The organism is Streptomyces sp. B6B3 (assembly GCF_039871525.1).
GTDB lineage: Bacteria > Actinomycetota > Actinomycetes > Streptomycetales > Streptomycetaceae > Streptomyces.
This window is the reverse complement of sequence record NZ_JBDPLU010000018.1, coordinates 167,028-183,628: the sequence shown is the minus strand read 5'-3', so window position 1 is coordinate 183,628 and position 16,601 is coordinate 167,028. Positions and strand designations below refer to the sequence as shown.

10 protein-coding genes are annotated in these 16,601 nt (G+C 67.9%); 1 reads left to right on the top strand and 9 read right to left on the bottom strand.

Features of this window, described 5'->3' with window-relative positions:
- Positions 1-128: 128 nt before the first annotated feature.
- The 6 genes from ABGB06_RS29930 to rpsL form a co-directional block, all read right to left on the bottom strand.
- On the bottom strand, positions 129-1,832 hold the full coding sequence (locus tag ABGB06_RS29930) for a cation acetate symporter (RefSeq protein WP_347595154.1): 1,704 nt from the start codon (positions 1,830-1,832) through the stop codon (positions 129-131).
- Positions 1,829-2,215 (bottom strand): DUF485 domain-containing protein, encoded by a 387-nt coding sequence (locus tag ABGB06_RS29925; protein ID WP_347595151.1) that lies wholly within the window; start codon positions 2,213-2,215, stop codon positions 1,829-1,831. Before ABGB06_RS29925 ends, ABGB06_RS29930 begins: the two co-directional genes overlap by 4 nt.
- Positions 2,216-2,484: 269 nt before the next feature.
- Positions 2,485-3,678 (bottom strand): elongation factor Tu, encoded by a 1,194-nt coding sequence (gene tuf / locus ABGB06_RS29920; protein WP_347595148.1) that lies wholly within the window; start codon positions 3,676-3,678, stop codon positions 2,485-2,487.
- A gap of 169 nt (positions 3,679-3,847) precedes the next feature.
- Entirely contained in the window at positions 3,848-5,968 is a 2,121-nt protein-coding gene (gene fusA / locus ABGB06_RS29915; RefSeq protein ID WP_347595145.1) for an elongation factor G, read from the bottom strand.
- A gap of 37 nt (positions 5,969-6,005) precedes the next feature.
- A complete protein-coding gene (gene rpsG / locus ABGB06_RS29910; protein ID WP_347595142.1) occupies positions 6,006-6,476 on the bottom strand; it encodes a 30S ribosomal protein S7 in 471 nt (156 codons plus the stop codon).
- A gap of 2 nt (positions 6,477-6,478) precedes the next feature.
- Complete coding sequence (rpsL, locus tag ABGB06_RS29905) at positions 6,479-6,850, bottom strand: 30S ribosomal protein S12 (RefSeq protein ID WP_049572471.1); 372 nt, start codon at positions 6,848-6,850, stop codon at positions 6,479-6,481.
- A gap of 263 nt (positions 6,851-7,113) precedes the next feature.
- On the opposite strand from rpsL, the gene ABGB06_RS29900 reads away from it, so the two are divergent.
- Positions 7,114-8,127 carry an LCP family protein gene (locus ABGB06_RS29900; RefSeq protein WP_347595138.1) on the top strand — a complete coding sequence of 338 codons (1,014 nt, stop codon included), beginning with the start codon at positions 7,114-7,116 and terminating at the stop codon, positions 8,125-8,127.
- An 83-nt stretch (positions 8,128-8,210) separates the two neighbouring features.
- Here ABGB06_RS29900 and ABGB06_RS29895 read toward each other — a convergent pair whose 3' ends face one another.
- From ABGB06_RS29895 to rplL, 3 genes are all read right to left on the bottom strand, one after another.
- Entirely contained in the window at positions 8,211-12,110 is a 3,900-nt protein-coding gene (locus tag ABGB06_RS29895; protein WP_347595135.1) for a DNA-directed RNA polymerase subunit beta', read from the bottom strand.
- A gap of 97 nt (positions 12,111-12,207) precedes the next feature.
- On the bottom strand, positions 12,208-15,693 hold the full coding sequence (rpoB, locus tag ABGB06_RS29890) for a DNA-directed RNA polymerase subunit beta (protein ID WP_347595132.1): 3,486 nt from the start codon (positions 15,691-15,693) through the stop codon (positions 12,208-12,210).
- Positions 15,694-16,206: 513 nt separating this feature from the next.
- Positions 16,207-16,596 (bottom strand): 50S ribosomal protein L7/L12, encoded by a 390-nt coding sequence (gene rplL, locus ABGB06_RS29885; protein WP_347595129.1) that lies wholly within the window; start codon positions 16,594-16,596, stop codon positions 16,207-16,209.
- Between the last annotated feature and the right edge of the window lie 5 nt (positions 16,597-16,601).

The window sequence follows — 16,601 nt, the reverse complement described above, 5'->3', positions numbered from 1 at the left end:
GAAGGGCCCGGGGTCCTGAGGGGGCCGTCTCAGGACCCCGGGCTGGGGGCGCCGGGTTGAGGGAAGGCTTCCCGGCGGGCAGGGGACGGGGGTACGGGTCGGTGGGTGCGGTCAGTGCGGTCCGTGGGTCAGTGCTGGCTGGCCTTCTCGGCTCCCGCACCGGTGAGGGCCCGGACCTGGAGCCGGGCGAACCGGTCGGCGTCGCTCTCCTTCGACATCAGGGTCCCGACGATGGCGCACAGCAGGCCCAGCGGGATGGACACCAGGCCCGGGTTCTCCAGCGGGAACCAGGAGAAGTCCACGCTCTTCGGGAAGAGCGCCTGGTTGGCGCCCGTCTCCGGGTGCACCTTGCCGGACACCACGGGCGAGAAGAACACCAGGCCGACGGCGCTGATCAGGCCGCCGTAGATGCCGGCCACCGCGCCCTGCGTGTTGAACCGCTTCCAGAAGAGGCTGAGCAGCAGCGTCGGCACGTTGGCCGAGGCGGCTATGGCGAAGGCGAGGGCGACCAGGAAGGCGACGTTGAGGTTCTGCGCGAAGATCGCGAGCACGATGGCCACCGCACCGACTCCGATGGCGGCGAAGCGGGCCACCCGCACCTCCTCCTCGCCGGTCGCCTTCCCGTGCCGGAGCACGCTGTTGTAGAAGTCGTGCGCCAGCGAGGACGACGAGGCGATGGTGAGTCCGGCGACGGTGGCCAGGATGGTGGCGAAGGCGACCGCGGCGATGAAGGCGAGGAGGACGGCGCCGAGGAAGTCGCCACCCCAGTAGTCGCCGACCGCCTCCGCGAGCTGGGGTGCCGCGGTGTTGCCCGCCGGATCCTGGGCCGTGATGGCGTCCCTGCCGACGAGGACGGCGGCGCCGAAGCCGAGCACCAGGGTCATCAGGTAGAAGGTGCCGATCAGGCCGATGCCCCAGTTGACCGACTTCCGGGCGGCCTTGGAGTCCGGCACGGTGTAGAAGCGGATCAGGATGTGCGGCAGGCCCGCGGTGCCGAGGACCAGGGCGAGGCCGAGGCTGATCAGGTCCAGCTTGTTGACCAGCGTCTGCCAGGCGTCGCCCGGGACTTCGACGCCGTAGCGCAGTCCGGGTTCCAGGAAGGCGCCGCCGGCCCCGCTGGCGTCGGCCGCGTCGTTCATCAGCGAGCCGAGGTTGAAGTCGAAGATGGCCAGCGCCATGACCGTGATCAGTATGGCGCCGCTCATCAGCATCGCGGCCTTGATGACCTGCACCCAGGTGGTGCCCTTCATCCCGCCGTAGGAGACGTAGACGATCATCAGGATGCCGACCACGACGATGCCGACGATCTTGGCGGTGTCGGCGTCCATGCCGAGGAAGGTCTCCCCCTCCTCGATGCCGAGCAGCAGCGACACCAGAGCGCCCGCGCCCACCATCTGCGCCAGCAGGTAGAAGATCGACACCACCATGGTGGAGATCGAGGCGGCGGTCCGCACCGGACGCTGTTTCATCCGGTACGAGACCACGTCGGCCATGGTGTAGCGGCCCGAGTTCCGCAGGAGCTCGGCGACCAGCAGCAGCGCGACCAGCCAGGCGACCAGGAAGCCGATCGAGTAGAGGAAGCCGTCGTAGCCGTAGAGGGCGATGAGGCCGGCGATGCCCAGGAAGGAGGCGGCCGACATGTAGTCGCCGCCGATGGCGAACCCGTTCTGGACGCCGGAGAAGCCGCGGCCGCCGGAGTGGAAGTCGGCGGCGGTGCGGGTCTGGCGACTCGCCCACACCGTGATGCCGATGGTGACCGCGATCAGCAGCGTGAACAGGATGATCGTGATCGCCCGTTCCTGCCCGGTGGTCTCCTGTGCCAGCGTGATCATGCCGTGTCCCCTCCCTCGGACCTCGCCGGGCCCTCCAGTTCCGTGCGCAGCTCGTCGGCGAGCGGGTCGAGGCGGCGGCCCGCGAAGCGGGAGTACAGGATCGCGATGCCGAAGGTGGTGACGAACTGCAGCACGCCGAAGATCAGCGCGACGTTGGCGTCGCCGACCACGTCGGTGGCCATGAAGTCCCGCGCGTACACGGACATCACCACGTACAGCAGGTACCAGACGAAGAACCCGATGCTCATCGGCACCACGAAGCGCAACAGCCGGCCGCGCAGCTCGCGGAAGCGAGGGTCGTCGTGCATGACGACCGAGCGGGCCTCCAGATCGCCGTCTGGCGGCGTCCCGCTGGCGTCGGAGGATTTGTGCGTTGTGGACATCAGGGCTCCCGTCAGGTGGTCGCTGCGGGAAATGTAAGGAGCGTCACACCCACTGGGGCAGGGCACGGACCCGGCCACGCGGTGAACGCGGGAAAGCGGCGCCGAACGGTCGCCCGACCCGCGCCGAGCGGTCGATATCCACGACGAGCGGACGGCCCGGACCGCTCACGGCCGCCGGCGGGCATGCGAAAAGGGGCCCCGCGCCCGCCAGGTGACTGGCGGGAACGAGGCCCCTTCGGTGCGCTTGGCTGCGCTCCGGCCGCGTCAGATCAGTTGAGGATCTTGGTGACCTGGCCGGCGCCCACGGTCCGGCCACCCTCGCGGATGGCGAACTTCAGGCCCTCCTCCATGGCGACGGACTGGATCAGCTCGACGCGCATCTCGGTGTTGTCGCCCGGCATGACCATCTCGGTGCCGTCGGGCAGGTGCACCACGCCGGTCACGTCCGTGGTACGGAAGTAGAACTGCGGGCGGTAGTTGTTGAAGAACGGGGTGTGCCGACCGCCCTCGTCCTTCGACAGGATGTACGCCGTGGCCTCGAACTCCGTGTGCGGAGTGACCGAGCCCGGCTTGATGACGACCTGGCCGCGCTCGACGTCCTCGCGCTTGATACCACGCAGCAGCAGGCCGACGTTCTCACCGGCCCGACCCTCGTCGAGCAGCTTGCGGAACATCTCGATGCCGGTGACGGTGGTCGTCGCCTTCTCGTCCTTGATGCCGATGATGTCGACGGTCTCGTTGACCTTCAGCACACCGCGCTCGATACGGCCGGTGACGACCGTGCCGCGGCCGGTGATGGTGAAGACGTCCTCGATCGGCATCAGGAACGGCTTGTCGACGTCACGCTCCGGCTGCGGGATGGACTCGTCCACGGCCTTCATGAGCTCCAGGACGGTCTTCGCCCACTCCGGGTCGCCCTCCAGCGCCTTCAGCGCGGAGACCTTGACCACCGGAACGTCGTCGCCGGGGAACTCGTACTCGGTGAGGAGCTCACGGACCTCGAGCTCGACGAGCTCCATGATCTCCTCGTCGTCCACCATGTCGGCCTTGTTCAGGGCGACGACGATGTACGGCACGCCGACCTGGCGGGCCAGCAGCACGTGCTCCTTGGTCTGCGGCATCGGACCATCGGTCGCGGCGACCACCAGGATCGCGCCGTCCATCTGGGCGGCACCGGTGATCATGTTCTTGATGTAGTCCGCGTGACCCGGGCAGTCGACGTGGGCGTAGTGACGGTTGTCCGTCTGGTACTCCACATGCGCGATGGAGATCGTGATGCCGCGCTGCTTCTCCTCGGGGGCCTTGTCGATGCTGTCGAAGGCCCACGCCTCGTTGAGGTCGGGGAAGTTGTCGTGCAGCACCTTGGTGATCGCCGCGGTAAGCGTCGTCTTGCCGTGGTCAATGTGACCGATGGTGCCAATGTTGACGTGCGGCTTAGTCCGCTCGAACTTCGCCTTCGCCACTGGGGTCCTCCTGTGGACTGTGCTGTACGCCCCCCGCCTCTTGCGGGAGGTTTTCAGGTGGGTGACCGAACCGGTCAGGACCCCAAGGGGACGCCCTTGACCGTTTCGCTGTTAAGGGCCCGGCACCGGGGGCTTGACGCCCCCAGTGCCGCTGTGCTCCAGCCTAGGGCTACTCGCCCTTGGCCTTCGCGACGATCTCCTCCGAGACGTTCTTGGGAACCTCACCGTAGGAATCGAACTGCATGCTGTAGCTCGCGCGACCCGAGGTCTTGCTGCGCAGGTCGCCGACGTAGCCGAACATCTCGGACAGCGGAACCAGGGCCTTCACGACCTTGGCACCACTCCGGTCCTCCATGGCCTGGATCTGGCCACGGCGGGAGTTGATGTCGCCGATCACGTCACCCATGTAGTCCTCGGGTGTCGTGACCTCGACGGCCATCAACGGCTCCAGCAGAACCGGTGCGGCCCGCCGGGCGGCCTCCTTGAACGCCATCGAGCCGGCGATCTTGAACGCCATCTCGGAGGAGTCCACGTCGTGGTACGCGCCGTCGAGCAGGGTCACCTTGACGCCGGTCAGCGGGTAGCCGGCGAGCACGCCGAACTCCATCGCCTCCTGGCAGCCCGCGTCCACCGAGGGGATGTACTCCCTGGGGATGCGACCACCGGTGATCTTGTTCTCGAACTCGTACCCGTCGCCTTCCAGCGGCTCCAGGGCGATCTGCACCTTGGCGAACTGGCCGGAGCCACCGGTCTGCTTCTTGTGCGTGTAGTCGACCTTGTCGACCGCACGACGCAGCGTCTCCCGGTAGGCCACCTGCGGCTTGCCGACGTTGGCCTCGACCTTGAACTCGCGCTTCATCCGGTCGACCAGGATGTCCAGGTGCAGCTCGCCCATCCCGGAGATGATCGTCTGACCGGTCTCCTGGTCGGCCTTGACCTGGAAGGACGGGTCCTCCTCGGCCAGCCGCTGGATCGCGATGCCCAGCTTCTCCTGGTCGCCCTTCGACTTGGGCTCGATGGCGACCTCGATCACCGGGGCCGGGAAGTCCATCGACTCCAGGATCACCGGCTGGGCCGGGTCGGCCAGGGTCTCGCCCGTCGTGGTCTGCTTCAGACCCATGACGGCGACGATGTCGCCGGCGCCGACGCGCTCGATCTCCTCACGCTTGTTGGCGTGCATCCGGTAGATCTTGCCGATGCGCTCCTTCTTGTCCTTCACCGCGTTCTGCACCTGCGCGCCGGCCCGCAGCACGCCGGAGTAGATCCGGATGAAGGTGAGCTTGCCGAGGTGCGGGTCGCTCGCGATCTTGAAGGCGAGGGCGGCCAGCGGCTCTTCCTCGGACGGCTTGCGGGTGATGACCTGCTCGGGGTCGCGGGGGGAGTGACCCTCCACGGCCTCGACGTCGAGCGGCGACGGAAGGTACCGCACGACGGCGTCGAGCAGCGGCTGCACGCCCTTGTTCTTGAACGCGGTGCCGCAGAAGACCGGGGTGATCGTGGTGTCGGTCGTCCCGGTGGAGGCCAGGGTGACGCGGCGGATGGCCGCGTACAGCTGCTCCTCGGTGGGCGATTCGCCCTCCAGGTACAGCTCCATGACCTCCTCGTCGTTCTCCGCGACGGCCTCGACCAGCTTGCCGTGCCACTCCTCGGCCTGGGCCCTGAGGTCCTCGGGGATGTCGACGGTGTCGTACATCTCACCGAGCTTGGTCTCCTCGGACCACACCAGGGCCTTCATCCGGACCAGGTCGATGACGCCCTTGAATCCGGCCTCGGCGCCGATCGGCAGCTGCATGACCAGCGGGGTCGCCTTCAGGCGGTCGACGATCATGTCGACGCAGCGGAAGAAGTCAGCCCCCGTGCGGTCCAGCTTGTTCACGAAGCAGATACGCGGCACACCGTAACGGTCCGCCTGACGCCAGACCGTCTCCGACTGGGGCTCGACGCCGGCCACACCATCGAACACCGTGACGGCACCGTCCAGGACGCGCAGCGAGCGCTCCACCTCGATCGTGAAGTCGACGTGGCCCGGGGTGTCGATGATGTTGATGGTGTTCTCGACGTTGCCGACCTGCCAATTACAGGTCACCGCGGCGGAGGTGATGGTGATGCCGCGCTCCTGCTCCTGGGCCATCCAGTCGGTGGTGGCGGCGCCGTCGTGAACCTCACCGATCTTGTAGCTCATGCCGGTGTAGTACAGGATCCGCTCGGTGGTCGTCGTCTTGCCCGCGTCGATGTGGGCCATGATCCCGATGTTCCGGACCTTGGCCAGGTCAAGTGAAGTGGTAGCCATCTGGCTTCATCTTTCCCAGGTCTCGAGGGGGTAGCGACTACCAGCGGTAGTGCGCGAATGCCTTGTTGGACTCGGCCATCTTGTGGGTGTCCTCGCGCTTCTTCACGGAGGCACCGAGCCCGTTGGAGGCGTCGAGCAGCTCGTTCATCAGCCGCTCGGTCATGGTCTTCTCGCGGCGGGCGCGGGAGTATCCCACCAGCCAGCGCAGCGCGAGGGTGGAGGAACGTCCGGGACGGACCTCGACCGGCACCTGGTAGGTGGCGCCACCGACGCGGCGGGAGCGCACCTCAAGGGTGGGCTTGACGTTCTCCAGCGCACGCTTGAGCGTGATCACCGGGTCGTTGCCGGTCTTCTCCCGCAGGCCCTCCATGGCGCCGTACACGATGCGCTCGGCGGTGGAGCGCTTGCCGTGCAGCAGCACCTTGTTGATCAGCGAGGTCACCAGAGGAGAGCCGTACACCGGGTCGATGTGCACCGGGCGCTTCGGGGCAGGGCCCTTGCGAGGCATGCTTACTTCTCCTTCTTGGCGCCGTAGCGGCTGCGGGCCTGCTTGCGGTTCTTGACGCCCTGGGTGTCGAGGGAGCCACGGATGATCTTGTACCGGACGCCCGGCAGATCCTTCACACGGCCGCCACGCACCAGCACGATGGAGTGCTCCTGGAGGTTGTGGTTCTCTCCAGGGATGTAGGCGGTGACCTCGATCCCGTTGCTCAGCCGCACACGCGCGACCTTGCGCAGCGCGGAGTTCGGCTTCTTCGGCGTGGTGGTGAACACACGCGTGCAGACGCCACGGCGCTGGGGAGATCCCTCGAGCGCGGGCGTCTTGTTCTTCTCGACCTTGTCCTGCCGGCCCTTGCGGACCAGCTGCTGGATCGTTGGCACCGTTTCTCCGGTTTCTCTGTGCCGATCTCGGTAAGACTAACCTGGGACACTCCCCGACCCACGCGGTCGGGTGTGTCGGCGACTGCAAGGCTCCCGAACCGCGAAGATCTCGCGCGATCCGGTGAAAGATGCAGATCCCGGAGTCCCGGTCCGACGCTGAAAGAGCGCAGGGGACACCCCAGGCACAAGGTCAGAGCGTACCCAGCGCACGGGCTCCGGTCAAAACGGCCACCGGATCGCACACCTGCGCGCAGAATGGGCCGATGAGTAGCGAAGCGGACGAACCCCCGGCCGACACCGACGCGCCCACTCCCCGTCGCCGACGACGCCGCTGGCCGCGCGTCGTGCTGGGTTCGTTCGCCGGACTGCTGGTGCTGCTGCTGGCCGCCGGCGGATGGCTGTACTGGCGCACCGACCAGGCGCTCGACGCCATCCCGCGCATCCCCGACGCGCTGCCCTCGATGCCCGAGAACGAACAGCCGCCGCGCGCCGAGGGCGACGCCCTGGTCTTCCTGCTGGTCGGGCTCGACGCCGACGACACCGCCGCCTCCGGCGGGGACTGGGAGGCGGGAGCGGCGCGCAGCGACACCATGATGCTGCTGCAGATCTCCGGCGACCGGGAGACCGCGTCGCTGGTCTCGCTCCCCCGCGACACCTGGGTGCCGGTGCCGGGACACGGCGACGCGAAGCTGAACGCGGCGTACTCCTGGGGCGGTCCGGCGCTGATGGTCGAGACGGTGCAGGACCTCACGGAGATCCGGGTCGACCATGTGGCGCTCATGGACTGGACCGGGTTCCGGGCGCTGACCGACGCGGTCGGCGGCGTGGACCTGGCCGGCCAGCACATGAACGGCGAGCAGGCGCTCGAGTACGTGCGGGAGCGCACGTCCCTGCCCGGCGGCGACTTCGACCGGACCCGGCGGCAGCAGGCGTTCCTGCGGGCCCTGATGCGCCAGACGCTCAGCGCCGGCACGCTCACCAACCCGGGCCGGCTGACCGGGCTGCTCGACACGGTGGACGACGTGATCAGCGTGGACGACCAGCTCGGGAACGGCGAGCTGCGCGGGCTGGCCTGGGACCTGGGCGGGATGGGTGCGTCCGGGGTGCACTTCATGAACGCGCCGGTGGCCGGCACGGACTACGTCGAGGGGCAGTCGATCGTGCGGCTCGACGAGGCGGCGGCGGAGCCGCTGTGGGCGGCGATGCGGGAGGACCGGATGGCCGCGTTCCTGGACAGCGACCGGGCCCCGGAGGAGTTGGGCACCGACGTGCGCTGAACTCCGCTGGCACCCGGAGATGCCGCTGGGCGGCCCTCCCGAAGGAGAGACCGCCCAGCGGATGGAACGGACGGGACCGCGACTCAGCCCTGGTAGGGGCCGTAGTCGTAGTCCTCCAGGGGAACCGCCTGGCCGGAGCCCGTGCCGAAGGGCGAGTAGTCGATGTCGTCGTAGCCGACGGTCGAGTACATCGCGGCCTTCGCCTCCTCGGTGGGCTCGACCCGGATGTTCCGGTAGCGGGACAGGCCCGTGCCGGCCGGGATGAGCTTGCCGATGATCACGTTCTCCTTGAGGCCGATCAGGGAGTCCGACTTGGCGTTGATCGCCGCGTCGGTGAGCACCCGGGTCGTCTCCTGGAAGGACGCCGCCGACAGCCACGACTCGGTGGCCAGCGACGCCTTGGTGATGCCCATCAGCTGCGGCCGGCCGGAGGCCGGGTGACCGCCCTCCGCCACGACGCGGCGGTTCTCGCTCTCGAACTTCGAGCGCTCCACCAGCTCGCCCGGCAGCAGTTCCGCGTCGCCGGACTCGATGATCGTCACCCGGCGCAGCATCTGCCGGACGATGATCTCGATGTGCTTGTCGTGGATGGCCACACCCTGGGAGTTGTAGACCTTCTGGACCTCGCCCACCAGGTAGACCTGCACCGCCCGCTGGCCGAGGATCCGCAGCACGTCGTGCGGGTTGGCCGCGCCGACCGTCAGCGGCTGGCCGACGGTGACGTGGTCGCCCTCGCCCACCAGCAGCCGGGACCGCTTGGAGACCGGGTAGGAGGTCTCGTCGGAGCCGTCGTCCGGGGTGACCACGACCTTCTTGGTCTTCTCGGTCTCCTCGATCCGCACCCGGCCTGCCGATTCGGAGATCGGCGCGACGCCCTTCGGGGTACGGGCCTCGAAGAGCTCAACCACACGCGGCAGACCCTGCGTGATGTCCTCACCGGCGACGCCGCCGGTGTGGAACGTGCGCATGGTCAGCTGGGTGCCGGGCTCACCGATGGACTGGGCCGCGATGATGCCGACCGCCTCGCCGATGTCCACCAGCTTGCCGGTGGCCAGCGAACGCCCGTAGCACATGGCGCACGTGCCGACCGCGGACTCGCAGGTGAGCACCGAGCGGGTCTTGACGGTCTCCACGCCGTGGCCGACCAGCTCGTCGATGAGCACGTCGCCCAGGTCGGTGCCGGCCGGGGCCAGCACCTTGCCGTCGACGACGATGTCCTCGGCGAGGCAGCGGGCGTAGACGCTGGACTCGACGTCCTCCGCCTTCCGCAGCACACCGTCGGCGCCCCGGGCGGCGATCACCAGCTTCAGGCCGCGGTCGGTGCCGCAGTCCTCCTCGCGGATGATCACGTCCTGGGAGACGTCCACCAGACGCCGGGTGAGGTACCCGGAGTCGGCGGTCCGCAGCGCGGTGTCGGCCAGACCCTTGCGGGCGCCGTGCGTGGAGATGAAGTACTCCAGCACGGACAGGCCCTCACGGAACGACGCCTTGATCGGCCGCGGGATGGTCTCGTTCTTCGCGTTCGAGACCAGGCCGCGCATACCCGCGATCTGACGCATCTGCATCATGTTTCCGCGGGCCCCGGAGTCCACCATCATGAAGATCGGGTTGGTCTTCGGGAAGTTGTCGTTCATGGTCTCGGCGACCTCGTTGGTCGCCTTGGTCCAGACCGCGATCAGCTCCTGCGTCCGCTCGTCCTTGGTGATCAGGCCGCGCTCGTACTGCTTCTGGACCTTCTCGTCCTGCGCCTCGTAGTTGGCGAGGATCTGCCGCTTGGCGTCGGGGACCACGATGTCGGAGACCGCGATGGTCACACCGGACCGGGTGGCCCAGAAGTAACCGGCCGACTTGAGGTTGTCCAGCGTGGCGGCGACGATCACCTTCGGGTACCGCTCGGCCAGGTCGTTGACGATCTGCGAGAGCTGCCGCTTGCCGACCGACTGGTCGACGAACGGGTAGTCCTCCGGGAGCAGCTCGTTGAACAGCGCCCGGCCCAGCGTGGTGCGCATCCGGAAGCTGTCACCCGGCTGGTACTCCGCCTCGCCCTCGACGGGCTCCGGCGGGGTCCAGCCACGGGGCGGGATGGAGCCCACGGGGAAGCGGATGTCGACCTTCGCCTGGAGCGACAGCTCGCCCGCGTCGAAGGCCATGATCGCCTCGGCCGTGGAGGAGAACGACCGGCCCTCGCCGATCACCTCCCGCTCCTCCTCGTCGGTGGTCAGGAAGAACAGCCCGAGCACCATGTCCTGGGTGGGCATGGTGACCGGCCGGCCGTCGGCCGGCTTCAGGATGTTGTTCGAGGACAGCATCAGGATGCGGGCCTCGGCCTGCGCCTCCGCGGAGAGCGGCAGGTGCACGGCCATCTGGTCGCCGTCGAAGTCCGCGTTGAACGCGGTGCAGACGAGCGGGTGGATCTGGATGGCCTTGCCCTCGACCAGCTGCGGCTCGAACGCCTGGATGCCCAGTCGGTGCAGCGTCGGCGCGCGGTTGAGCAGCACCGGGTGCTCGGCGATGACCTCTTCGAGGACGTCGTACACCACGGTGCGCTGCCGCTCGACCATGCGCTTGGCCGACTTGATGTTCTGCGCGTGGTTCAGGTCCACCAGGCGCTTCATCACGAACGGCTTGAACAGCTCCAGCGCCATGGCCTTGGGCAGGCCGCACTGGTGCAGCTTCAGCTGCGGGCCGACGACGATCACCGAACGGGCCGAGTAGTCGACGCGCTTGCCCAGCAGGTTCTGCCGGAAGCGGCCCTGCTTGCCCTTGAGCATGTCGGACAGCGACTTCAGCGGCCGGTTGCCCGGACCGGTCACCGGGCGACCCCGGCGGCCGTTGTCGAACAGCGCGTCCACGGCCTCCTGGAGCATCCGCTTCTCGTTGTTCACGATGATCTCGGGGGCGCCGAGGTCGAGCAGTCGCTTCAGGCGGTTGTTCCGGTTGATGACGCGGCGGTACAGGTCGTTCAGGTCGGAGGTGGCGAACCGGCCACCGTCCAGCTGCACCATCGGGCGCAGGTCCGGCGGGATCACCGGGACGCAGTCGAGGACCATGCCGCGCGGGCTGTTGGAGGTCTGCAGGAACGCGGAGACCACCTTGAGCCGCTTCAGGGCACGGGTCTTCTTCTGGCCCTTGCCGGTGCGGATGATCTCCCGCAGCCGGGCGGCCTCCTCGTCCAGGTCGAAGTTCTCCAGACGCTTCTGGAGCGCGGCGGCGCCCATCGAACCGTCGAAGTACGTCCCGAAGCGGTCGCGCAGCTCGCGGTAGAGCAGCTCGTCGCCCTCCAGGTCCTGCACCTTGAGGTTCTTGAAGCGGGTCCAGACCTCTTCCAGGCGGTCCAGCTCGCGCTGGGCCCGGTCGCGGAGCTGCTTCATCTCCCGCTCGGCGCCCTCGCGCACCTTGCGGCGGACGTCGGCCTTCGCGCCCTCGGCCTCCAGCTCGGCCAGGTCGGCCTCCTGCTTCTTGGCGCGGGCCTCCAGGTCGGCGTCGCGGCGCTGCTCGACCTGCTGGCGCTCCACGGAGATGTGGGCCTCCAGCGACGGCAGGTCGCGGGTGCGACGCTCCTCGTCCACGTACGTGATCATGTACGCGGCGAAGTAGATGACCTTCTCCAGGTCCTTGGGCGCCAGGTCGAGCAGGTACCCCAGCCGGGACGGGACGCCCTTGAAGTACCAGATGTGGGTCACCGGCGCGGCGAGCTCGATGTGGCCCATCCGCTCGCGACGCACCTTGGCGCGGGTCACCTCGACGCCGCAGCGCTCACAGATGATGCCCTTGAAGCGGACGCGCTTGTACTTGCCGCAGTAGCACTCCCAGTCCCGGGTGGGCCCGAAGATCTTCTCGCAGAAGAGTCCGTCCTTCTCGGGCTTGAGCGTGCGGTAGTTGATGGTCTCCGGCTTCTTGACCTCGCCGTGGGACCACTGACGGATGTCGTCCGCCGTGGCCAGGCCAATCCGCAGTTCGTCGAAGAAGTTGACGTCGAGCACTCTCGTCAATCCCTCTCAGGGTCGTGTCAATCGATGGTCTGATCGGGGTCCGGGGACTATGCCGGGGACGGTGGAAACCCGTCCCCGGCCAGACCCGTCAGACCTCTTCGACGCTGCTCGGCTCGCGCCGGGACAGGTCGATTCCGAGCTCCTCCGCCGCGCGGAAGACGTCCTCGTCGGTGTCACGCATCTCGATGGACATGCCGTCACTGGACAGCACCTCCACGTTGAGGCAGAGCGACTGCATTTCCTTGATGAGCACCTTGAAGGACTCCGGAATGCCGGGCTCCGGGATGTTCTCGCCCTTGACGATGGCCTCGTAGACCTTCACGCGGCCGGTGACGTCGTCGGACTTGATGGTCAGCAGCTCCTGCAGCGCGTAGGCCGCGCCGTACGCCTCCAGCGCCCAGACCTCCATCTCGCCGAAGCGCTGGCCACCGAACTGGGCCTTACCGCCGAGCGGCTGCTGGGTGATCATGGAGTACGGGCCGGTCGAGCGGGCGTGCAGCTTGTCGTCGACCAGGTGGTGGAGCTTCAGGATGTACATGTACCCGACGGAGATCGGGTCGGGGAACGGTTCGCCGGAGCGCCCGTCGAACATCCGCGCCTTGCCGGACGGCATCACCATCCGCTCGCCGTCACGGTTCGGGATGGTGGACTCGAAGAGGCCGGTGAGCTCGTCCTCCCGGGCGCCGTCGAACACCGGGGTGGCGACGTTGGTGCCGGCCGCGACGTCGTCCGCGCCGATGGCCGCCAGCCGCTCCTTCCACTCCGCGTCCAGGCCCTCGACCTTCCAGCCCTGGGAGGCGAGCCAGCCCAGGTGGATCTCCAGGACCTGCCCCGGGTTCATCCGGGAGGGGACGCCCAGCGGATTCAGGATGATGTCCACCGGGGTGCCGTCCTCCATGAACGGCATGTCCTCCACGGGCAGGATCTTGGAGATGACGCCCTTGTTGCCGTGCCGGCCGGCGAGCTTGTCGCCGTCGGTGATCTTGCGCTTCTGCGCCACGTAGACGCGGACCAGCTGGTTCACGCCGGGCGGCAGCTCGTCGCCCTCCTCGCGGTCGAAGACCCGGACGCCGATGACCTTGCCGGTCTCGCCGTGCGGCACCTTCAGCGAGGTGTCGCGGACCTCCCTGGCCTTCTCGCCGAAGATCGCGCGCAGCAGCCGCTCCTCGGGGGTCAGCTCGGTCTCGCCCTTCGGGGTGACCTTGCCCACCAGGATGTCGCCGGCCTCGACCTCGGCGCCGATCCGGATGATGCCGCGGTCGTCGAGGTCGGCGAGGACCTCCTCGGAGACGTTCGGGATGTCGCGGGTGATCTCCTCCGGGCCCAGCTTGGTGTCCCGGGCGTCGACCTCGTGCTCCTCGATGTGGATCGAGGAGAGGACGTCGTCCTGGACGAGACGCTGGGAGAGGATGATCGCGTCCTCGTAGTTGTAGCCCTCCCAGGGCATGAAGGCGACCAGCAGGTTCTTGCCGAGCGCCATCTCGCCGCGCTGGGTGGAGGGGCCGTCGGCGATGACCTGCCCGGCCACCACCTGCTCGCCCTCCTCGACCAGCACCTTCTGGTTGTACGAGGTGCCCTGGTTGGAGCGGTGGAACTTGGCCAGCCGGTACGTCACGTGGGTGCCGTCGGCGTTCTGCATGGAGATGTAGTCGGCCGACACGTCGGTGATGACGCCGTCCTGGTCGGCCTTGATCACGTCTCCCGCGTCCACCGCGGAGCGGTACTCCATGCCCGTGCCCACCAGCGGGGACTCGGCCTGGATCAGCGGCACGGCCTGGCGCATCATGTTGGAGCCCATGAGCGCGCGGTTCGCGTCGTCGTGCTCCAGGAACGGGATCATGGCGGTCGCCACCGACACCATCTGGCGCGGCGAGACGTCCATGTAGTCCACCTCGGAGCCGGCCACGTAGTCGATCTCACCGCCACGGCGGCGGACCAGCACCCGGCCCTCGGCGAAGTGGTAGTCCGGGGTCAGCTTGGCGTTGGCCTGCGCGATGACGTACCGGTCCTCCTCGTCGGCGGTGAGGTAGTGCACCTCGTCCGTGACGACGCCGTCGGTCACCTTGCGGTACGGGGTCTCCACGAAGCCGAACGCGTTCAGCCGGCCGAAGGCGGCGAGCGAGCCGATGAGGCCGATGTTCGGACCCTCGGGAGTCTCGATCGGACACATCCGGCCGTAGTGCGACGGGTGCACGTCACGCACTTCGAGGCCGGCCCGCTCCCGGCTGAGGCCGCCGGGGCCCAGCGCGTTCAGGCGGCGCTTGTGGGTGAGCCCGGAGATCGGGTTCGTCTGGTCCATGAACTGGGAGAGCTGGCTGGTGCCGAAGAACTCCTTGATGGACGCGACCACCGGACGGATGTTGATCAGGGTCTGCGGCGTGATCGCCTCGACGTCCTGGGTCGTCATCCGCTCCCTGACGACGCGCTCCATCCTGGCCAGACCCGTGCGGACCTGGTTCTGGATGAGCTCGCCGACGTTGCGCAGGCGGCGGTTGCCGAAGTGGTCGATGTCGTCGGTCTCGACGACGATGGTGCGACCGCCGGCGACGGGCGTCTCGGTCTCGCCCGCGTGCAGCTTCACCAGGTACTTGATGGTGGCGACGATGTCCTCGACCGTGAGCACGCCGGCGTCCAGCGGCTCGGCCCCGCCCAGCTTCTTGTTGATCTTGTAACGGCCGACCTTGGCCAGGTCGTACCGCTTGGGGTTGAAGTACAGGTTCTCCAGCAGGGTCTGCGCGGCCTCGCGGGTCGGCGGCTCGCCGGGGCGCAGCTTGCGGTAGATGTCGAGCAGCGCGTCGTCCTGGCCCTGGGTGTGGTCCTTCTCCAGGGTGGCCCGCATCGACTCGTACTCCCCGAACTCCTCGAGGATCTGGTCGGAGGTCCAGCCCAGCGCCTTGAGCAGCACGGTCACGGACTGCTTGCGCTTACGGTCGATGCGCACGCCGACCATGTCGCGCTTGTCGATCTCCATCTCCAGCCAGGCACCCCGGGACGGGATGATCTTGGCGGAGAAGAGGTCCTTGTCGGACGTCTTGTCGATGGTGCTGTCGAAGTAGACGCCCGGCGAACGGACCAGCTGGGAGACCACGACACGCTCGGTGCCGTTGATCACGAAGGTGCCCTTGTCCGTCATGAGCGGGAAGTCGCCCATGAAGACGGTCTGGGACTTGATCTCACCGGTCTCGTTGTTGGTGAACTCGGCGGTGACGAAGAGCGGAGCGGCGTAGGTGAAGTCACGCTCCTTGCACTCGTCGATCGAGTTCTTCGGCGGCTCGAAGCGGTGGTCGCGGAAGGTCAGCGACATGGAGCCGGAGAAGTCCTCGATCGGGGAGATCTCCTCGAAGATCTCCTCCAAGCCGGACTTCGTGGGTACGTCTTGTCCGCTCTCCAGCGCTGCCTCGACACGGGCCTTCCAGGCGTCGTTGCCGAGCAGCCAGTCAAAGCTCTCAGTTTGCAGCGCTAGGAGGTTCGGGACCTCAAGGGGCTCTTTGATCTTCGCGAAGGAGACACGCAGGGGTGCGGTGCTGGTGCCGTTGTTGATGCTGGTATTCGAGGCGTTGCGCGAGGCGGCCAAGAGGGGGTCCTTCCGAGGGCTCGGACTCTCTGCGCGCGTACCGGCCCCCCTGGTGACGGGCAGGGGACAGCTAATAGGCAGCGCAAAGGGTCAGTGTAGCCACAAGACCCACTGATGTCCAATGCCGCTATCAAGCATCGAGGAGCCACCCTCGGTGTTCGTGCGGTCCGCTCCCGGTCGCCTCGAAACCGGACGCGGGCCCGTCTGCCGCATCACTTCCCGCATCGTCGCGAATCCATGCCTCGGTTCATGAATCGATCTGCGACGGACCTGAGAATCGCGCGCCTCGCGGCGATTCGTCAAGGCCCCGGCCTCTTCACCACCCGTCCCGGGGAGTGGCGGCCGTGGTTCACCATACCCGCCCGCGGCACCGCCGGGTCAGACGGTCACCACCCAGTGGGGGGCGACCACCCGACTGGGTGATCGCCCCCTCAGGCCGCGCTGAGCGGCGGGCTCGCGCTGGTCAGCTCGTGCCGATCGACCTGGGCCGATCCGCCTGGGCCGGTCAGCGGGTCACTTGACCTCGACGCCGGCGCCGACGCCCTCGAGCTTCTCCTTGGCCTGGTCGGCGGCCTCCTTGTTGACCTTCTCCAGGACCGGCTTCGGGGTGTTGTCGACCAGCTCCTTGGCCTCCTTCAGACCCAGCGAGGTCAGCTCGCGCACGACCTTGATGACCTGGATCTTCTTGTCACCGGCGCCGGTCAGGACGACGTCGAACTCGTCCTTCTCCTCCTCGGCCTCGGCGGCGGCGGCGCCACTACCCTGGGCCGGCATCGCCACGGCGGCGGGCGCCGCGGCCTTGACGTCGAACCTCTCCTCGAACTTCTTCACGAAGTCGGAGAGCTCGATCAGGGTCATCTCGTCGAACTGCGCGAGCAGGTCGTCCTGGCTCAGCTTCGCCATGGTGG

Coding starts and splice junctions, on each gene's coding strand:
- ABGB06_RS29930 (WP_347595154.1), bottom strand. CDS start 1,832: ATGATCACGCTGGCACAGGAGACCACCGGGCAGGAACGGGCGATCACG.
- ABGB06_RS29925 (WP_347595151.1), bottom strand. CDS start 2,215: ATGTCCACAACGCACAAATCCTCCGACGCCAGCGGGACGCCGCCAGAC.
- fusA (WP_347595145.1), bottom strand. CDS start 5,968: ATGGCTACCACTTCACTTGACCTGGCCAAGGTCCGGAACATCGGGATC.
- rpsG (WP_347595142.1), bottom strand. CDS start 6,476: ATGCCTCGCAAGGGCCCTGCCCCGAAGCGCCCGGTGCACATCGACCCG.
- ABGB06_RS29900 (WP_347595138.1), top strand. CDS start 7,114: ATGAGTAGCGAAGCGGACGAACCCCCGGCCGACACCGACGCGCCCACT.
- rplL (WP_347595129.1), bottom strand. CDS start 16,596: ATGGCGAAGCTGAGCCAGGACGACCTGCTCGCGCAGTTCGACGAGATG.